Annotated in this window: 14 protein-coding genes; 9 read left to right on the forward strand and 5 right to left on the reverse strand. The window is 53.6% G+C overall.

Going from position 1 to position 15,853, the window contains the following annotated elements; translation table 11 throughout:
• The first annotated feature begins 60 nt into the window (after positions 1 to 60).
• The 5 genes from JJD41_RS10700 (at position 61) to JJD41_RS10720 (ending at position 2,844) form a co-directional block, all read left to right on the forward strand.
• On the forward strand, positions 61 to 270 hold the full coding sequence (locus JJD41_RS10700) for a hypothetical protein (RefSeq protein ID WP_234488582.1): 210 nt from the start codon (positions 61 to 63) through the stop codon (positions 268 to 270).
• 42 nt (positions 271 to 312) lie between these two features.
• Positions 313 to 579, forward strand: a complete 267-nt coding sequence (locus tag JJD41_RS10705) for a cytotoxic translational repressor of toxin-antitoxin stability system (protein WP_200665908.1) — start codon at positions 313 to 315, stop codon at positions 577 to 579.
• 137 nt (positions 580 to 716) lie between these two features.
• A complete protein-coding gene (locus JJD41_RS10710; RefSeq protein WP_200665909.1) occupies positions 717 to 1,439 on the forward strand; it encodes a pyridoxine 5'-phosphate synthase in 723 nt (240 codons plus the stop codon).
• A gap of 189 nt (positions 1,440 to 1,628) precedes the next feature.
• A complete protein-coding gene (locus tag JJD41_RS10715; RefSeq protein WP_200665910.1) occupies positions 1,629 to 1,961 on the forward strand; it encodes an MgPME-cyclase complex family protein in 333 nt (110 codons plus the stop codon).
• A 190-nt stretch (positions 1,962 to 2,151) separates the two neighbouring features.
• A complete protein-coding gene (locus JJD41_RS10720; protein ID WP_200665911.1) occupies positions 2,152 to 2,844 on the forward strand; it encodes a hypothetical protein in 693 nt (230 codons plus the stop codon).
• 106 nt (positions 2,845 to 2,950) lie between these two features.
• On the opposite strand, the gene JJD41_RS10725 is transcribed toward JJD41_RS10720, so the two are convergent.
• The 3 genes from JJD41_RS10725 to folD all read right to left on the reverse strand — a co-directional run bounded on the left by JJD41_RS10725 (position 2,951) and on the right by folD (position 5,536).
• Positions 2,951 to 3,406, reverse strand: coding sequence for a divergent PAP2 family protein (locus tag JJD41_RS10725; RefSeq protein ID WP_168570379.1), 456 nt, complete (start codon positions 3,404 to 3,406; stop codon positions 2,951 to 2,953).
• 13 nt (positions 3,407 to 3,419) lie between these two features.
• Positions 3,420 to 4,346 (reverse strand): geranylgeranyl diphosphate synthase CrtE, encoded by a 927-nt coding sequence (gene crtE / locus JJD41_RS10730; protein ID WP_200665912.1) that lies wholly within the window; start codon positions 4,344 to 4,346, stop codon positions 3,420 to 3,422.
• 305 nt (positions 4,347 to 4,651) lie between these two features.
• Positions 4,652 to 5,536, reverse strand: a complete 885-nt coding sequence (gene folD, locus JJD41_RS10735; RefSeq protein WP_200665913.1) for a bifunctional methylenetetrahydrofolate dehydrogenase/methenyltetrahydrofolate cyclohydrolase FolD — start codon at positions 5,534 to 5,536, stop codon at positions 4,652 to 4,654.
• A gap of 192 nt (positions 5,537 to 5,728) precedes the next feature.
• Between folD and JJD41_RS10740 the strand changes: the two genes are divergently transcribed.
• Positions 5,729 to 7,999 (forward strand): CHAT domain-containing protein, encoded by a 2,271-nt coding sequence (locus tag JJD41_RS10740; protein ID WP_200665914.1) that lies wholly within the window; start codon positions 5,729 to 5,731, stop codon positions 7,997 to 7,999.
• A gap of 30 nt (positions 8,000 to 8,029) precedes the next feature.
• Here the strand turns inward: JJD41_RS10740 and JJD41_RS10745 are convergent, their stop codons facing one another.
• Positions 8,030 to 9,658, reverse strand: a complete 1,629-nt coding sequence (locus tag JJD41_RS10745; protein WP_200665915.1) for a DUF6930 domain-containing protein — start codon at positions 9,656 to 9,658, stop codon at positions 8,030 to 8,032.
• A 258-nt stretch (positions 9,659 to 9,916) separates the two neighbouring features.
• On the opposite strand from JJD41_RS10745, the gene JJD41_RS10750 reads away from it, so the two are divergent.
• The 3 genes from JJD41_RS10750 to JJD41_RS10760 all read left to right on the forward strand — a co-directional run bounded on the left by JJD41_RS10750 (position 9,917) and on the right by JJD41_RS10760 (position 13,093).
• The gene (locus tag JJD41_RS10750) at positions 9,917 to 10,273 is read left to right on the forward strand and encodes a HesB/IscA family protein (protein WP_200665916.1); all 357 of its coding nucleotides are present in this window, start codon (positions 9,917 to 9,919) and stop codon (positions 10,271 to 10,273) included.
• Between the two features lie 191 nt (positions 10,274 to 10,464).
• Positions 10,465 to 10,884, forward strand: a complete 420-nt coding sequence (locus JJD41_RS10755) for a tetratricopeptide repeat protein (protein ID WP_200665917.1) — start codon at positions 10,465 to 10,467, stop codon at positions 10,882 to 10,884.
• 262 nt (positions 10,885 to 11,146) lie between these two features.
• Positions 11,147 to 13,093 (forward strand): alpha/beta hydrolase, encoded by a 1,947-nt coding sequence (locus JJD41_RS10760; protein WP_200665918.1) that lies wholly within the window; start codon positions 11,147 to 11,149, stop codon positions 13,091 to 13,093.
• A gap of 156 nt (positions 13,094 to 13,249) precedes the next feature.
• Here JJD41_RS10760 and JJD41_RS10765 read toward each other — a convergent pair.
• Positions 13,250 to 15,853, reverse strand: a 2,604-nt coding sequence (locus JJD41_RS10765; protein WP_200665919.1) for a CHAT domain-containing tetratricopeptide repeat protein, incomplete at its 5' end; no start/stop codon positions are given.

A 15,853-nucleotide genomic window follows, 5' to 3' on the forward strand; every position in this document is an offset into this window, starting at 1 on the left:
GGTAAATTGAGCGGTTAAATCACTCGGTAGCCATGAGGTAGAACCTTGAAAAATTTGGACTTGAGAATTCAAATTCAGCAGTTAATCACTCAAATCGATCGCGAGATCGAACAAATTCCCGAAGATGATTTAGAGCAAGTCTGCAACGTTCTCGAACCGCTTTATTACGATTTATATGCGTTTAGAGCGATCCTCGAAGCACAACAAAATCTCAAACCCGGGGATAGTCTGACTCGGGATGAAGCCTTACAATTTTTGCAATTGCTCTGACCGGAGCGAACCACCGTACCCGAGAAGGAGTTACTATTTTCCGTGTTGCTGGATTTGCGTTACAGTCGCGCGTTCTTACTCGACCTCCATGCGTTGGAGTCACCGGAGTTCGATCGCGTCTACGATTTTGTCTTCATTAAATTTTTGCAGTTCGATCGCCTCGGCGATCTGCCCAACCTGCACCAGCTCGGATCGAGTCCGATTTACTATTGGTTGGAGTTAGATGAATATTTAATTGCGATCGAAGTGATGGGGGAGTTGGTCAAATTTTTACGGATTATCCCCTTACCCAACCTCGACCAAGGATAAGAGACCGGGGGGAATCGGCAGTGGGGAATCGCTGCTACAATTCCCGCACGAGGGATCGGGACGGGGACGAGTCGAAAGATCTAAAGCGACGATAAAATAAACTCCTGAACTGTTTAGAACAACGGGAGATTCTGGCATTGCCTACACTCGGGGTCAACATCGACCACATCGCCACTATTCGTCAAGCACGGCGGACCGTAGAACCGGATCCGGTTGCGGCGGCTGTCTTAGCCGAACTCGCCGGGGCTGACGGGATTACGGTTCACCTGCGCGAAGACCGCCGCCACATTCAAGACCGAGACGTGCGTCTGTTGCGCCAAACCGTGCGATCGCACCTCAATCTCGAAATGGCGGCGACCGATGAAATGGTGGAAATCGCTTTAGAGATTAAACCGGACTACATCACCTTGGTTCCCGAAAAACGGGAGGAAGTGACTACGGAAGGCGGACTCGATATCGTCGGGGGACGCGATCGCCTCGCGAAGGTCGTCGCCACGTTACAATCGGCGGGGATTCCCGTGAGTCTGTTTATCGATGCCGAAACACCGCAAATCGAAGCTTCGGCGGCGGTCGGGGCTCAATTTATCGAACTGCATACGGGATCTTATGCGGAAGCGAAAACAGAGGCGGAACGGGAACGAGAACTGGCGATTTTAACGAAAGGCACTCGGGAGGCGATCGCCGCCGGATTGCGCGTCAATGCAGGTCACGGGTTGACCTATTGGAATGTTTACCCCGTCGCCTGTATTGAGGGGATGGAAGAACTCAATATCGGTCACACGATTATTTCCCGCGCTTCCCTCGTCGGCTTGGAACGGGCGGTCAGAGAGATGAAATTGGCCATGAGAGGGGAGTTGTAGGGGGATTTTAGATGGTTTGATTTTAGATTTTCGATCGCGCGAGTGAGGGAATCGGAAATGGTGGAAGAATCGGAACTCTCCCCACCGACTCCCCGTTGCTTAGTTTTGCCGCTTTCCCCTTCCCCTATCAAAAATCTAAAATCAAAATGTAGTACGATTTTTGCTTGGACCTTCGATCGAGTAATTGCAATGACGACTTATTCTTACGTACTGGCTAGCCAAAAATTTCTCTTAGAGGAAGAACCGTTAGAGGAAGTTTTAAAAGAACGGATGCGGGATTATCGAGAAAAAGAAAAAGAAATTGATTTTTGGGTCGTCAAACAGCCTGCTTTTCTCGAAGCCCCGGAAATGGCGCAGATTAAAGCCAAATGTCCTCAGCCTGCGGCGGCGATCGTCTCGACGAACCCCCAATTTATTACCTGGTTGAAATTACGGCTGGAGTATGTAGTGACCGGAGAATTTGAAGCGCCTTCCGATTCGATTCCCGATCCGTTAAAGTCTCTGGAAATGTCCCAAGCATGAGGACGATCGCCGCCGTCAAATTTCTGGGCAACGATTGGCAATAAGCGAGCGCTCGCTGGCGATCGTCGAGGGGGAAAAGGATCGATAAAGCGGCGTTTTGAAGTAGAGGCGTCGGATCGAACGTCTCTACCCTTCCTCGAACGTTCTTCAAGGTTTCTCAACAGTTCAAAACTCTCGATAAATTTTTGCCATGTTTGGGCTCGTAACAGGGATGGAGAGACAACCGCAATGGCTTCGTCCGTGGGGGGCGATCGCCCGATGGACGCTCCTCCTTTCACTTCTGGGAGGGGTGGGGGTGGTCTCGAAGGCGCGATCGCAGTCTTATCCGACCTGTCAGCCCCCCTTAAACGACGAATATCTCGTTTTAGTCGTCACCGAGGACGAAGGGACTCAAAATCGCGTCAGGGCGTTGTTAAACCCGCAAATGAACAGCACGGTTTGCAACTATTTAAACGATATCGTCACCCGCATTGGCGGTTTTGAAACCGTCGAACTGGCGAACCAGTGGGCGCAATATCTCGGTGAAAACTCGGGACTGTCTACCTTCGTCGCCAGTCCGCCGCCGCGCACCTCCGGGGGCAATCCCGTGACGCCGTCGGTGTCGTCTCCGGGGCGTTTCGATCCCAGACCCCTGAGCGAAGGATATGCGGTATTAGTGGATTATTTCAATAACCCGCAAGTGGCGGTGCAACTCAACCAGATTTTAAATCGGGATATCGGTTTGGTGTCTTACAACCAAAAGCCCTATCTGCTGGCAATGTGGACGGAAGAAGAAGGGGAAGCCAATCGCATTTTAAAACAGTTGGGCGATCGCGGCTTCTTCGTCTTAGTCGTAGACAGTCGCAACGTGTTCTTACTGCGCGGCGCACTCACCCTCAATTGAGGTTGCCATTGACTGTGGCGCGATCGCAGCTCGGGCCATTCCAGGTTCGGGGTTCGCCTTGTCGGTCGGGTCGAACGGCGAACCTCGAACGGCGAAATGGTGTCCCTCAATAGGTCAATGCGGCAACCCAAGAGATCAGCACGCCTAAAATCGCGCCGACGATCACCTGGAAAGGGGTATGTCCGAGCAACTCCTTCAAGCGAGCTTCGTTAAAATCTTGGTGTTCCTCAAAGATCTCCTCGACGATCTGATTGAGAATGCGCGCTTGTTTGCCTGCCGCCTGACGAACTCCCGCAGCATCGTACATGACAATCACCGCAAAAATAGTTGCCAGGGCAAACTCGGTGCTGTTCCAACCCACGGTTTGGCCGATCCCTGCAGCTAAAGCGGTCACTAACGCCGAATGAGCGCTAGGCATTCCGCCTGTTTCGACCAAGACTCGAAAATTGAGCTTGCGGTAGCGGATCGAGTGGATCGCCAGTTTAATAGCTTGAGCGATGATACAGGCGAGAGTCGCAACCAGCAGCACGCGGTTGTCAATGATATTGCCGAACTCCTGCATGGGTCACACCTTATTAATGACTGCGGGTAGTGATAAAATCCGCGATCGCGATCAGGGGAAGGGCAGCCGAGCCAAATGGCTCCAGTTCGGCTTTAGCTTCTCGAACCAGCTTTTGGGCTTGTTTCTGGGATTCTTCCAAGCCCCAAATGCTCGGATAAGTCGCTTTTTGCGCTTGCAAATCTTTTCCGGCAGTTTTGCCGAGCTGTTCCTGAGTTTGGGTGATGTCGAGAATGTCGTCGATAATCTGAAACGCCAAGCCGATGTTGCGCGCGTAACGGGAAAGCCGTTCGAGGTCGGTGTCGGAGGCTCCGGCGAGTACGGCGCCGCAGACGACGCAGGCTTCTAATAAGGCTCCGGTTTTATGGGTGTGAATGAAAGTGAGGGTTTCGACGTCGATATCGGGTTTGCCTTCGGAGTCGAGGTCTACCACCTGGCCGCCGACGAGTCCGGCAGCCCCGACGGCGCGGGCGAGATGGGCGATCGCCTTGACGACGCGATCGGCGCTCACCCCTCGGGTCTGTGCCGCCACATATTCAAACGCATAGGCCAACAAACCATCTCCGGCGAGAATGGCAATATCTTCCCCATACACCTTGTGATTGGTCAGTTTGCCCCGTCGGTAATCGTCGTTATCCATGGAGGGCAAGTCGTCGTGAATCAACGACATCGTATGAATCATTTCCAGGGCGCACGCCGTCGGCATGGCCATTTCTACCGTTCCTCCGGCCAACTCGCAGGTCGCTAGCCCTAAAATCGGACGCAGACGCTTGCCACCTGCCAGCAGGGAATAGCGCATCGCCTCGTAAATTTTTTCCGGATAGGTCACGGGTAAAGAGGCTTCTAAAGCGGCGTCAACCCGTGCTTTGCGATCGGCGAGATAGGTTGAAAGGTCAAATTGATATTCCTCAGAGGGGAAATCGGTTTCGTTGGTCAAGACCATCCCTTGCTGCTCCGTTTTGCTTGTGATGAACCTGCTGCACCACTGTTGTGGGCGCTGGAGGGAAAGTCAACCGATCGCGAACAGCGAACGCGCTCGGCTGCGAACCCCTTTAAAAATCTAACCCGATTGTGTCTTGCTCTTGCGTCGAATTCGGAATCGAACCCCCGGGAAAGGTGGCGTGAGTGTGTCTTCCTATTTTACGAGGAGGGGCGAAAAATTTTTCGCCGAGATCGCCCCTACCTCGCTTCAGCGCGATCGGTGAATTCAACAACGCCGTTTTCGTTTTCATCCGAGGCGAGGATCGCCTAGAGTTCTACCCCCAGGGTGCGGCAGTAACTCAGCACGGTGTTGTACATCAACATCGTCACCGTCATCGGTCCGACGCCTCCGGGCACCGGGGTGACGTACCCGGCAACGTTTTTCACCGAATCGAACAGCACGTCTCCGGTCAGGCGAGATTTACCGAAATAGTCGGTCACGCGGTTAATCCCGACATCGATGACTGCGGCCCCGGGTTTGACGGCAGACTCGTCGATCAATTCCGGACGACCGACGGCGACAATTAAAATATCGGCTTCGCGGGTCAATGCGGTTAAGTCCGGCGTGCGCGAGTGTGCCATCGTCACCGTGGCATCTCGGGCTAACAACATCAAGGAAATTGGCTTGCCGACTAAGATGCTGCGCCCGATAACCACGGCATGTTTGCCACGGATATCGATTTGATATTCTTCTAATAGGCGCATCACTCCGGCGGGGGTGCAACTGCGCAAACCGGGTTCGTCGCGCAGCAAGCGCCCGAGGTTGACCGGATGCAAGCCGTCGGCGTCTTTGTCGGGATCGATTTGATAAATCAGGGGGACGGGATCGAGACCTTCGGGAAGGGGTAGCTGCACTAAAATGCCGTCTACGCGATCGTCGCGATTGAGTTCGTCGATCGCCCGGTGCAGTTCCTCTTGAGGGGTATCGGCAGTAAAATGACGCCCGAATGAAGCCATGCCGAGTTTCTGGCACGCCCGTTCTTTGTTACGCACGTAAGCGGCACTGGCGGGGTTGTCGCCCACCATCAGCACGGCCAATCCGGGGGGACGGTCGGCGGTTTGCGTCAGTTGTTCGATGCGCGATCGCAGCTCTTGCTGGATTTTCTGAGCGAGGGCTTTTCCGTCTAAAATTCGAGCAGTATTGGACTCCATCGGCGGTTGCTTTCAGTAAACTGAGGACGAACGGCTCGAAACGAGATGCGGCTTCGGGCCGAGAGCGCTTTATTAGTCTCTCATAAGTCGTTATCCCTTGAGGACGAGGGGGACTGGCGTCGCTTCCGAGGGTCGCTGGCGCGATCGCCCTCACGCCCTCTATCGCCCTTGCACTCCCAGATTTTCCCCACTATGTCCGATCGCCGTTTCCCTTCGGGACCGAACCGTTATCTGTTGCTCTGTTCCCTGGCACTTGTGCTGGGGGCGATCGCCCCTCGCGCCAGCGCTTCCGTCCACGGTGCGAGGGGCGATCGCCTCTTTCAAAGCGGACTCGCACCCTTCGATCGCGGCGAGTTCGAGGCGGCGCCGACGACGTTTCAACCGATTTTGCAGGTGCGCGGCGATCGCCCGTCCCCGGAGGCGATCGCCCCTCAACTCGCCAATCTCGGCAGCATCGACGATGTTTTAAATCGGCTCTCCCCCGCCCTCAACACCTACCGACGGACCCTCGAAAGAGCTCGCGCGATCGGCGATTGGTCCGAAGTCGCCCAAACCCTCGACCGTCTCGGGGACCTTTATGTGGAATTCAAACAGTACGATCGCGCGTTGGAATCGTTCCAAGAAGCTCTCAAGCTCTTTCAACGACTCGGCGACCTGCACGCGATCGCCCGCGTCCAAAATCAAATCGGCAAACTCTACTTTAGTGCGGGAGACTACCTTCAATCCCTCGATTTTCTCCAACAATCCCTCGCCACTTTTCAACGGCTCGGCGATCTCGCCGGAGAAAGCATCGCCCTCGGCAATATTGCCCGGGTACTCGACCGTCAAAATAAAACGGAATTAGCCATTATTTTCTATAAAAAAGCGATTAATCTGACCGAAGATCTCCGCCAAACGTTTAGAGAAACTGCCGAAGGGTTTCCACCCTTACCCCTCGAACTCAAAGAAATCTATACGGGAAAAGTAGAAGATACCTACAAACAACTGTCCGAATTATTATTACAAAGCGATCGCGTTGTCGAAGCTCAAGAAGTCTTGGACTTACTCAAAATTCAAGAAATTGACAGCTATTTGAGAAGCGTGCGCGGCTCCGATCTCGACCCCAGACGCTTGCAACTGTTGCCCCAGGAAGAACAACTCGTCGCCGAATATACCCGCTTGCAAACGGAAGCTGTGGAATTGGGGAAAGAGTCGAGCCGTTTGCAAGCCATTCCCCCGGAAGAGCGCACGGCGACCCAACAGGAACGCCTCGATACGTTAGGGCAGTTGCAACAACAGTTAGGGGATAAGTTTCAAGCCTTTGTCAACCGTCCCGACGTGGTGGAAATCGAACGGCAATTGCGGCGGTCTTCTCCGGAAGACAGTTTGAAGTTGGCGTCGTTGCAACAGTTACAAGGGCGTTTGCAGGGTCTCGATCGCCCGGTGGCGATTTTATATCCCCTGGTTTTAGAAGACCGTTTGGAGTTGGTGTTGGTGACTCCCGACGGTCCCCCCTTGCATCGCACGGTGGCGGTCAGCCGCGAGGAGTTGAATGGGGAGATTGTCGAGTTTCGCAAGCTGTTGACGGATCCGAAACGACGGCGCCATCGCGAATGGGTGCAAGAGTCGGGGTATCGGTTGTACCAGTGGCTGCTCGCACCGATCGAAGCTGCGTTAGCCCGAGGGGGAGTGGAGACGATCCTCTACGCGCCGGACGGTCAGTTGCGCTACATTCCCCTGGGGGCGCTCTACGACGGCGATCGCTGGGCGATCGAACGCTTTGAGATCGATAATATTACGGCGATCGGCTTGACGCAGTTCGAGCAACCGAAAGCGGTGGAGGGGGGCGGGAGATCGCCCCATCGGGTCTTGGCAGGGGCGTTTAGCGAAGGAACTTATCGGATTTGGGTGGGCGATCGCGAATTTATCTTTTCGGGCCTGCCCTTCGCCGGGGCGGAAGTAGACAATGTCGCCTCGGCCATTCCCATGACGACGACCCTCTTCAACGATCGCTTCAGTCCGGAAGCGACGATCGCCCGGGCCGAAGATTATACAATTTTACATTTGGCGACTCATGCGGCGTTCGTCACCGGAGAACCGGAAGAGTCATTTATTTTATTCGGGAACGGCGATCGTGTCACCCTGCGCGATGTCGCCTTGTGGTCGTTACCGAACGTGGAATTGGTGGTCTTGAGCGCCTGTCAGACGGGAGTGGGCGGTGTTTTGGGCAACGGACAGGAAATTCTCGGTTTCGGGTACCAAATGCAGCAAACTGGGGCGGAAGCGACGATTTCTTCCCTGTGGTCCGTAGACGATCGCGGCACCCAATTGTTGATGGATGCGTTTTACGAACAACTGCAAACCCCCGGGGTCGGCAAAGGGCAGGCGTTACGCCAAGCCCAACTGTCTTTACTCGCCGACCCCCAATACAGCCATCCCTATCACTGGGCGTCTTTTATTTTAATTGGCAACGGCCTGGATTGAGCCGAGCGGGCGATTGCCCTCGATCGAAGCTTATAAAGATGTTGCAATTAACTGCAACGTCCCCAAACCCAACTCTTTGGAGGAGAGCGATCGCACTTCAAACAATCCCATCATGTCTTTGAGTTGCGGATTGCCCCGCGAGGAACCCGTCAACCCCATCGCAATCACCAAACCGCAATATCCCTTCGTCTGCTTGCAGCGCCGATCCCATTTTTGGCGGGCACTCATGTGGGTCGGGTCGTCTTGCTCGAACTCGCCGAATAAATATAAGGTATCGTCTTCGGTTTGGAGGATGCCCAAATCGTAGAGATCGCCTTCGAGGGGATCTTCACCGGGATTGAAGCCAATCCCTTTGACCCCGCCGGAATTTTGCAGGGTTTCGATCATGGTTTTGGCTTTCGGTCGCGAGGTTTGAATCAAAATAATCGGCAATCCTTCCCCTTTCGACTCTACAGCCGCCGATTGGTAGTAGTTGACCCCTTCGCGCAGGAGAGTCAGGGTATCCCAGGGAATGACGCCCAAACTCAAAAACGAGTTTTTGGGAACGAGATCGTCGCGTAAGATCGGTTGGTCTTCGTCTTCTTCGTCTTCGTCTTCGCTCACCACCATTTGGTAGAGGTCGGTTGCGATCTCGGGTAAAGTGCTGACCTTAATGGGTAAGGGATTATTTGGGCTCGGCGCGCCTTCCGGGAGGGGGATTTGATATTGAGCGCTGAGACTGGGGAACTGTCCCCGGGCGAATTGAACCCGGGACTCGCGGAAAAAGCGACCGAAGGCATCGAGGGCGACGAGAACGGCGAGGGCTTCTTCGTCGTAGAGAATCGATCGCATCCCTTCAAAGGGGTGCAAATTACCAAAGCGCGGCTCGATTTCGTCGGCGTCGAGGTCGCCCAAGTCGAAGCGTTCGTTTTCGTCGTCGTCGGTCTCGAAGGTGACGAACAGGCAATCTTGAGAGAGAAAGGCTTCTTCGAGTAATTCGGTCGATTCGTGTTCGATCGCGCGCTGGCGGAACCGTTGTAGGGATTCGAGGGAACGATAAAAGAGAATGCCGTAGTCGAGTCCGAGCATCCCCATGGTGCAAGCATAAAGGGTGTCGAGGTCCCACGCGCCCAGTTCGATCGCCAGGATCTGATGGTCGCCGAGTAATTCCCACGGGGCCAAGTCCCACAGATCGCGGGCTTTGTCTAGCAGCGCGTCGGCGTATTGGGGCGGTAAATTGGGCGGTTTGGTTTCGATCGCCTCTTGAAAGCCCTGGAAAATTTCGTCGATTAAGGGCAAATCGGGAACGTATTCGATGGCGATATCCAGGTCTTGCAGGACGCCACGCAAGAAAAATTGGATTTCTCGGTCTTTGACGACAATTTTCTGCGGTCGGGCCGGGTGGGCCGGACTGTGGGGATGTTCGATCGCGCGCAGTAAGGTTCGCACGATCGCCTGATGTCCCGTTTCTGGGGTGACGACATCCATCGCGCGGACGATTCCCTGGGATCCGTCCACCCACAAAATACAATCGCCTCCCGATTCCGGTTCTAAATCGATTTGACTGTCCGAACCGATGGGTAAGGGGTGGGTCAAGGTACGGCGATCGCCTTCCCACACACTCGGAATCTGCGGGAGTTTTTGCAAACGGCGACGAGTGGAGCGATTCAAAGCGGTCATAGGCTATGCCAATTGAGTGGAGGTCAGCAAGGGGGGAAAGCGCTAAATCGAAACGGCGATTGATTTGACAAACGACTTGAAACACTCTATCTCATTGTCTCACACCAATGGATTCAGCGACGCTTTTGGGGGGAGGGATCCGTTTTTTCTGGGGAATGGGCGGCGATCGCCGCGCGAGCGATCGGCAACACTCGTTACAATGGAACCACTCAAACTCCAATCAATCGTGTTTTCAAATTGCCACCAGGAGAAAACGAGATGACGCAAGCGACTGAATCCCAAAAACGCGGAATTATTTTAACGGATGCCGCCCTCAAACAAATCCTCGCTTTACAAGAAAAACAAGGAAAAAATCTCTGCTTGCGGGTCGGCGTCCGTCAGGGCGGCTGTTCCGGGATGTCATATACCATGGATTTTGACGATATCGCCAATGCCCGCGAAAATGACGAAATCTTCGACTACGACGGCTTTAAGGTCCTGTGCGATCGCAAAAGTTTGCTGTACGTTTACGGGATGGCTCTCGATTACAGCGATGCCCTGATTGGCGGCGGATTTCAGTTTACCAACCCCAACGCCACCCAGACTTGCGGTTGCGGTAAGTCTTTCTCGGCTTGAGGGTAACCCCTTCTCTGGGCGAAGCGGAAGCCGCGCGATCGCGTGGCTTCTCGCTTTTGGTGTTGCCGTGCCATTAGAGGCGGTAAACTTCAAGATCGGCGAACCTTCGTTTTCAGCCGATCCCCTCGGCTGGAGGGACGGAGTTTGCCGAGTTCGCAGTTTAACCATCGCCTCTAATGGCTCGAATGCTTATGACATCAACCCCAGAAGAATTGTTCAATCAAGGCGTCGAACGCTACAAAGCCGGGGAATCTCCGGACACCCTCATCCCCCTGTTTGAGGAGATTTGCGATCGCGCCCCCAAAAACAGTCCGGCGTTGGCTTCCCTCGCTTGGCTCTATCTGTTGAAAGACCGCCCGAAATCGGCGACCAAAGTCGCTCAGAAGGCGGTTAAACTCAACCCTCAAGATCCTCAAGCTCGGATCAATCTCGCCCTCGCCATGCTCGATAGTGGCAAAAAAGGGGTCCGCGACCACATCGAAATGGCGCAACAGTTGATGATGGCGGCGGACGAATTGCGCGACGAAGTTAAAGAAAATGTCGAGGAGGGCTTGACGCGCAAACCGGATTGGAAGAGTTTGCAACGGGTGAAAACTTGGTTGTTTGAGTAAGTCGCCCTCTCGGTGAGCTTCCCCGAGTCTCCCGCCGTTTTGTTCGGCGGGTGGTCTTCCCTTGATGCGATCGCGCCGATCGATCGCGGCGCTCCATTTTAAGTATAAATTGCAGGTATTTCCAAAAATTAACGGCGACAGAGGCGATCGCCCTTCCCGATCCTGTGGGGCGAAGATGTTACAACAGAAAAATTAAAGGAGTTCGAGATCGTCGCCCTCGTCGGTGGCGATCGCTTCCTCTCTACAGGATCTCAAAACGCCTATGAATACCCAGATAATCCCTCCACCCTTACCCCAAGAATGGAAAGCGGAATCGGTTGACAATGATTCCCGGTGGTTGGAATCGATTATTAAAAATACAGCCCCTTTTTCCGATGCCTGGATTAAAGCGCGGATCGTTCAACTGACCTATCCGCCACCGCCGAACTACCACAATCCTAGCGGGGAATTTGAGGCTAAATTTCCCTATCTCGCCTTATCTTCGACCGCCAAAGTTTTAGAAAAGCTGCACGATTTATGTCCCGATCGCACCGTCTATTCTTTCTTCGATCGCCAAGTGGACGAAGCCTACATCACCCGCGCGTTGTTTGCTTGGGACAACCACAAATTTACTCAAAGTATCGGTCGCAACTTTGAGGTGTTTCAAGACCGCACCCACCCTAATGTTTTTCTCGTCACCAGTACCGCCACCCCTTCCCTCGACGCCGATCGCGAGTTACCCGATCCCGGACGGTTTCGCCCCCTGTTCAACGTAGACGAACTCGGGGCGATCGTCGCCGAACGCGGGTGCGAACAACTGACGTTACGGACCCACGGTTACGCCACCCCACCGAAGATCTTTTATCCCTTATTCTCTCAGGAAGCGGATGCCCTCACCGCCGACGATGGGATCTCGGGCGATACGCGCGATCGCTCGCGAAGCGATCGCGCCTTAAACCCCAATCAATTTTATATCGGCTACCATTGGCCGAGCGAACAACCGATTACCAGTGCGGGATTGTGGACTGATTTCAGCCAACACCGGGGGATTTTATGGAAATTTACCTTTGTTTTGGGCGGGTTTGCCGGAATTCTCGGCACTCTCATCTGGATCCTGCTTAAAGGGTTTGCTTTACCCATTCTCTCCGTGGGTCACGCGATTCCGGGAATCGCGCAATTGTGGGAATGGCTGAAGTTTGGCGAAACCGCTAAGGTGGCGGCGACTTGGTATTGGATCGTCCCGACCTTGTTTTTGTTCTGGATCGTGATGATGCACGGTTTTCGCATTTTGGTGTACCAGCGCGATTTATACCGGGCGATTCACTACGGGGCGCCGGATTTGGCCGAATTTTTTTGGCGGTTGGATGCGGCGATCGCCCAAATGGAAGTCGAAGGGGAGGGGAGTCCCAACCGCTTGCCTTCGATCCGGGTCAACGCGATCGGACATAGCATGGGCGCCTGTTTGTTGGTCAATACCCTGCGAATTCTCTCCGATCGCTTCGGGAAGGACGATCTCGACGTCGAGATCGGCGCGCAGTTGGACCGAGACGATTTGGAAGCGTCTTATATCGGGCAATATCTACTTTTAGATAAGTTAGTGTTAGCTTCGCCGGATATTCCCTTGGAGTTTCTGCGCGAAGGTCGCAATAACTACGTGCGTTCGGCAATGCGCCGTTGTCGTCAGATTTATCTGATGTCGAGCGATCGCGATGCGGTGTTGCGCTACATGCCGACTTTGGGCAATTGGTTTATCGAACCGAGTATCGAAATGTCCGGCTATCGCCTGGGTAATGTGTTTCTACAACGGCAAAACCCGGAGGATCCCAATAGTCGGTACGTCCCGAAAATCCGCAACATGTTTGAATGGCAAGAAGCGGTGATTCCGACGAGTGCTTACGATTTATTCCGCCGTTTTAACTATCTCGATTGTTCGGAAATGGAGGCGGTCAATGGCATTCGGGCCCCACTGACCCACTGGTCCGGTCCGGCGATCGACGTAGGCAATATGACCCTGTTCGTGTTGCGTTCTTTACCCCTGTCGTTGGGATCGAAACTGCCGAAATTCGACCTTCACGGCGGTTATTTTTCCACGGATACGCTGACCTTTCGGATTATCCGCTTGTTGCTCGCGAGTGAAACAGACTTGCCAGAAGAGTTACAAGATCGAATCCGGGAGGCGATCGCGGGCAGTCCCATCCGCTTTTTACCCAGCGATTCGAGGTTGCGATAAATCGCGATCGAGACCATAGGATCTATACACAACCTCCCTCAAGTCTCATGCATTTTGTATAATCCTCTCCGGAATGATGGGTAACCCAAGTAGGGACATGGCAATGCCGTGTCCCTACAACCGATTAATTACGGAAACACAGTAAACGGAAAAAAATTACCGCCAATCCCCCTGCACCGTAAACGCCGCCCAAAAATAGGGAGAATGCCAAGTTGGAGATTGCAACATCTCCAACTGCGCCGCCCTCAACGCCACCACCGGATTGAGCTGCTCCTCTAACATCTTTTGATAAAACTTCGCCATCAAGCGAGAAGTCGCCACATCATTAACCTTCCACAAACTCACCACCACCCGTCTCGCCCCCGCATACATAAAGCCCCGGGTCAACCCCACCAAACCCTCACCCCCAACCTCTTCTCCCAAACCCGTCTCACACGCACTCAACACCACCAACTCCGCAGGTAAATTCAAATTAAAAATATCGTGGAGGCGCAAAAAGCCATTTTCCGGCTCCCCCGACTCCTCAAACAACGACAAAACCAGCCCCGACAACTCCGGACTCTCCTCATTGAGCAAACCGTGAGTCGCCAAATGCACGATTTGGTAATCCGCCAAATCCGCACGGCTCATTAACTCCCGTTCCGCCTCAAAATCCAACGCCTGCAAGCCTTGACCCTCCGGAACCAACGCCAAAATCGCCTCCGCCTCCTCGCGAGTATAAGGCAAGCGACTGAGACTCGTCCCCTCGCCAATACCGAGCAAAGAACGTTCCAAACTGCGATCTTGAAGACCATCCGCCCCGTGATGGTGCGCCGTCACTTCCTTAAAACGGGGGTCATTTTCCTCAAACACCGGGTCCGCTAAAACCGCCAGCATCTTATTGCCTGGAGAACGATTCCCCAAAGTGCGCCGCGAAATCGCCACCGTCGAAGCCGAAGACAGGGTCACAATCTCGTGTTGCACCAGCAACGGCGTATAACCTAAAAGATTATCGTTAGTTTCTGGCGCATTGGGAACGGGTAATGCCGCAAACGGAACGTACTGCAACGCCCCATCTCCCACCACCAATAAGCGCTTATTCCCCAATTGAGCCGCCACCGGACCCAACACCAGTTGACTCAACTGCAACGCCAGTTCCCGACTCGGTGCGGAAGGAGATTGTAATTGCTCGTAAAACTGTCGAGCCAGGGCATGAATGAAAATTGCTGAAGGTAACTCGTAGCTGGTCATGCTATCTTTCGTAACTGCCCAAACATAACTGCGTTCTTCGCCGAGGGAATACTGTAAAAGCACAGTCTCCTCATCGAGGACTTGTTGCTGCATTTCTGAGAGAGTTAACGGTTCGGGATACTTGAGGTCGGCATAGCGAGGGCTATTGATGCGAATTTGAGCTTCGAGTCGGTCGAGTTGAGCGAGCAACCCTTGAGATTGTGCCTCGATTTCATCCATTTCGCTTTGGCTGTATTGACTGCTCGCCAGTTGATGGCGACGATGTTCGAGGGCATTGATTTGTTGGAGTAAGTTGCGTTCTCGTTCTAACAGTTCCGGGTCAACCCCAGAGCGAATATCGGCATTAGCTTCGGCGAGCAGTTCGAGCAAACTACGAGCGCGAGCGCGTTCGCTAATGTGGAGGGCTTGAGCGTCGTAACCTTGATTGGGATTTTGTCGATGCAACTGCATCAACAGGTCGATGTATAACTTGTAAAAACCTTGAACCGTAGCGAAGTAGGAAGTGCGAAGTTCTTGAGAGCCAATTTTACTGCGGAGGTCTTCGACAATTTCAATCGAAGCTTGGATTTGAGAGACAGCCTTCTCGAAATTGCCTCGGTCGCGTTCTAAGGAGGCAAGGTTGGAAAGGGTAGTGGCTTCCATGCTTCTATTCTCTACAGCTCGGGAGAGGGGCAAGGCTTGGTTGTAGTAGTCCAATGCTTGCTGTTGTTCTCCTAGGTCGGAGTAGACAGCGCCAATGTTGTTAAGGGTAGTGGCTTCCATGCTTCTATTCTCTACAGCTCGGGAGAGGGGCAAGGCTTGGTTGTAGTAGTCCAATGCCTGCTGCTTTTTTCCTAGGGTGTCGTAGAGATACCCAATGTTGTTGAGGGTCGCGCCTTCTCCCCCTCTATCCCCGACGGCTCGGAGGAGGGGCAAGGCTTGGTTGAAGTAGTCCAATGCTTGCTGCTTTTCTCCTAGGTCGGAGTAGACAGAGCCAATGTTGTTGAGAGTTGCGGCTTCTCTCCCTCTACTCCCTACGGCTTGAAAGAGGGGCAAGGCTTGGTAGAGGTAGTCCAATGCCTGCTGTTTTTCTCCTAGGGTGTTGTATACACCGCTAATGCCAGTGAGGGTCGCGGCTTCTCCCCCTCTATCCCCGACGGATTGAAAGATAGGCAAGGCTTGGTTGAAGTAGTCCAATGCTTGTTGTTTTTCTCCTAGGTTGGAGTAGACAGAACCAATGGCAGTGAGAGTTTGGGCTTCTCCCTCTCTATCTCCTATGGCTTGAAAGATAGGCAAGGCTTGGTTGTAGTACTCCAATGCTTGCTGCTTTTCTCCTAGGTTGGAGTAGACAGAACCAATGGCAGTGAGAGTTTGGGCTTCTCCCTCTCTATCTCCTATGGCTTGAAAGATAGGCAAGGCTTGGTTGTAGTAGTCCAATGCCTGCTGTTTTTCTCCTAGGTCGGAGTAGACAGCGCCAATGCCAGTGAGAGTCGTGGCTTCTCCCTGTCTATCCCCTACGGCTCGGGAAAGGGGCAAGGCTTGGTTGTAGTA

The sequence above is a fragment of the Oxynema mangrovii CENA135 genome (assembly GCF_016632315.1).
GTDB lineage: Bacteria > Cyanobacteriota > Cyanobacteriia > Cyanobacteriales > Laspinemataceae > Oxynema > Oxynema aestuarii.

Coding starts and splice junctions, on each gene's coding strand:
- JJD41_RS10745 (WP_200665915.1), bottom strand. CDS start 9,658: ATGACCGCTTTGAATCGCTCCACTCGTCGCCGTTTGCAAAAACTCCCG.
- JJD41_RS10740 (WP_200665914.1), top strand. CDS start 5,729: ATGTCCGATCGCCGTTTCCCTTCGGGACCGAACCGTTATCTGTTGCTC.
- JJD41_RS10755 (WP_200665917.1), top strand. CDS start 10,465: ATGACATCAACCCCAGAAGAATTGTTCAATCAAGGCGTCGAACGCTAC.
- JJD41_RS10760 (WP_200665918.1), top strand. CDS start 11,147: ATGAATACCCAGATAATCCCTCCACCCTTACCCCAAGAATGGAAAGCG.
- JJD41_RS10725 (WP_168570379.1), bottom strand. CDS start 3,406: ATGCAGGAGTTCGGCAATATCATTGACAACCGCGTGCTGCTGGTTGCG.
- JJD41_RS10750 (WP_200665916.1), top strand. CDS start 9,917: ATGACGCAAGCGACTGAATCCCAAAAACGCGGAATTATTTTAACGGAT.
- JJD41_RS10720 (WP_200665911.1), top strand. CDS start 2,152: ATGTTTGGGCTCGTAACAGGGATGGAGAGACAACCGCAATGGCTTCGT.
- JJD41_RS10715 (WP_200665910.1), top strand. CDS start 1,629: ATGACGACTTATTCTTACGTACTGGCTAGCCAAAAATTTCTCTTAGAG.
- crtE (WP_200665912.1), bottom strand. CDS start 4,346: ATGGTCTTGACCAACGAAACCGATTTCCCCTCTGAGGAATATCAATTT.
- folD (WP_200665913.1), bottom strand. CDS start 5,536: ATGGAGTCCAATACTGCTCGAATTTTAGACGGAAAAGCCCTCGCTCAG.